At 69.3% G+C, this 2,743-nt stretch carries 2 protein-coding genes; one reads left to right on the top strand and one right to left on the bottom strand.

The features are described from left to right. Positions 1-95: 95 nt before the first annotated feature. Entirely contained in the window at positions 96-1,253 is a 1,158-nt protein-coding gene (locus tag Q0588_RS05275) for a helix-turn-helix transcriptional regulator (protein WP_298744400.1), read from the bottom strand. 191 nt (positions 1,254-1,444) lie between these two features. Between Q0588_RS05275 and Q0588_RS05270 the strand changes: the two genes are divergently transcribed. Continuing rightward, the coding region (locus Q0588_RS05270; protein WP_298744398.1) for a hypothetical protein at positions 1,445-2,743 on the top strand (1,299 nt) is incomplete at its 3' end.

The following is a 2,743-nucleotide window of genomic DNA, read 5'->3' as shown; positions in this document are numbered from 1 at the left end:
GCTCCAGCCTTAGACTGGAGCCTGATTCACGGCATCGGCGGAATCGCGAAGCGAGTCCTCCTCAACCGATCAGGCTCCGGGTCAGGCCGCCCCCGTCAGTTCGTCGTCGGGATCTGTCCGGCGAAGGCCGGGCTGGGCGTCGCCTCGTTCAATCGATGGATCAGTTCCGGCAGCCGGCGCGCCCCGGTCTTGTCCTTCAGACGGCGCAGGTGGGTATAGGCGGTATTGATGCTGACGCCCTGCGCCCGGGCGTAGTCGACCGGCGACGTGCCCTGCATAAGCGCGACGGCGAGGTGGGATTCGGCGATGGTCAGGTTGAATGGCGGACGACGCAACTCGGCCCCGGATGTCCTGGTCAGCCTGGCCAGCGGATCGTGCACGAAGACGACTGCCGCCGCTTCCGGCGGCGTGTCGGACGGATCGGTGAACAGCGGCCTCACCGCCACGGTCAACCGCGGCGCGCCGGAGGGCCGCGCGGCCTGGAAGGCGACGGGTCCGTCCAGGCCGCGGCGGTCGCGGAGGGCCGAGACGGCGTCCAATGCGGCGCCGTATCGCCGGCGGGCTTCCAGGCCGGCGAAACGCAAGCCGCCGCCTCCCGCGCTGACGCCGTCCTGGCCCTCGGTCAGCGTCCTCAGCGCCGCATTGGCGTGGGTCACGGCGCCGTCGGCCCGCACCAGGGCCGCGCCGATGTCCAGCAGGTCCAGCGCCTCGGCCAGCGCCCGCGCCTGACCGCGCGACCGGCGCAGCTCCGCATTGGTCTTGAGCGCCAGGCCGACATGGCTGGCCAGCGCCTGGAACATCTCCAGATAGTCGCCGCCCGCCGATCCCCCGGCCGGATTGCGGCGCATGGTCAGCACCGCCTGGGTGCTGGGCGCCTCGTTCAGTATCCCCGCCGCGAAGCCGCTGAGATCGAGGTCGCCCAGATAGTCGCTGTAAAAAGGCTCACGCTCCTGCCCCGACCGATCCAGCAGGTGACCGGCCGGAAAGCGCCTGCGTCGGGCGCCGACCTCGTTCCGCCGCACATAGAGCTGTCCGGTGAAGAGTTGCAGGTATTCTTCCAGCAGGGTCGGATCGACGCCCCATTCGTGGAACGCCCGGTGACGTCGGGCGTCCAGGTCATAGACCTCCAGGGTCGCCGCGCACGACCCGGTGACCCGCGCCATTCGTTCGATCGCCGCTGGCCAGCGGTCCGCGTCAAGGCCTGCCGTGTGAACGGCCTCGATGGCCCCGAACAGCGCATCGACCCTCGCCATGTCGCCTCGCCCCGTCTCGCAATCGCGAAACAAATAGCACCTTGGGCGAACGGCGTCATCAGAACCGATGACGCGGGACGAACCGGAGTTCGCCTAGGCTGGGTTCTCTGGAGCTGGATGGGTATATGGGCGGTTCGTCAAGAATCCTTCTTCTGTGCGGCGTCGCATGCGCGGTGCTGGCGGGAACCGAGATGATCGCGGCGCGACCGGCCATGGCCCAGGAAGCGCCCGCAGCGGCCCAGAGCGCCGAGGCCTATCTGGCTGAGGCCCAGGCCGCCATGGACTCAATGCTGGCGAACGCCGAGGAATTCCGCGCCGAGGGCGATTGCGCGACGGTGCAGGCGATCCTCGAGACGATCCAGGCCCTGATCAAGAGCGAACGTGAGGCCCACCCGGAGTATCCCTCCAGCCTGTTCGACGCACTTCAGGCCCAGTTGGACGGCGCGGCGGCGCCCGAATGCCCCTGGAGTTTCGGCGAGCCTGCCGAGCCGGATATGGCGCTGACGCTCGGCGATCTGGGTCTCCAACTGGTGCTCGACAGCGAGGACTGGTGCGAATACGGCCCGGCCCAGCCCCAGGGCGAGACGCCCGGCGATGGCCCGGGCGGCGACCCGTCGCGGGGATCGTCGCCGTCGTCGCCGGGATCCACATCGCGCGGATCGCCGCCCGCGATGCCTGAACTGTCTGACTGGGACGATCTACAGCAGTGGATCGATGAGACGAACGCATGGCTCGAGCTTCAGCCCGACTCCGTCAGGAACGCGGTGTTCAGCGACTGGTGGGAAAGCGTGCGCGATCCCGTCGCGGATGCCGAGTTCGCGGCGGCGGTATCGGCATTGCGAGCCGCGAGCGACAATGCGCGCAACGACGACCCCGCCGACGCCCCCGAGGACGCCGGCGACCCCAACGACGCGCCGACCGTCACCCTGATCGTCAAGGCCACCGGCGCGGCCCAGACCGGGGTCGGCCAGGCGGCGACCGGCCGTCAGCAGGTCAAGCTGTTCGCCGACTCCGTCCAGAACGTGGCCCTGCCGTCCGAAGGCGGCGACCGGCCGCAGACGGACGCGGGCGCGGACCCGCTGGCCTGTACCACCGACGAGGAAGGCCAGTGCGAGATCGACTATGCGCTCGACAATTTCGACGCGCTCATCGCCGGGATGGACGAGGCCTTCGCCGATGCGTTCGTCGATGGGCTCAGCGATGCGATCGAGGCGATCGTCAACCCCTCGGAGGTGACCAGCTACACCCTCGAGGTCGCCGCCGGAACGCCGATCAGCGTGGTGCTCCAGCCCTATACGATCTCCACGCTGACGGTGGGCGACAGCACCTTCGTCACCCTGATGGCCCCGACCGGAGAGGTCGAGGCCGGGTGGATCCAGACCATGGCCGGCTATCAGGTCGGCGTCATCGGCATCGAGGTCAATATCTGCCGCGACAAACAGCCCGGCCCGCCGCCGCCCGATCCGCTGATGCAGGGCGCCGGTTCGTGG

Origin of the sequence: uncultured Brevundimonas sp. (assembly GCF_937870815.1) — a bacterium.
Classification (GTDB): domain Bacteria; phylum Pseudomonadota; class Alphaproteobacteria; order Caulobacterales; family Caulobacteraceae; genus Brevundimonas.
Note: the sequence above shows the minus strand (reverse complement) of the source record. Positions and strands in the feature narration are given on the sequence as shown.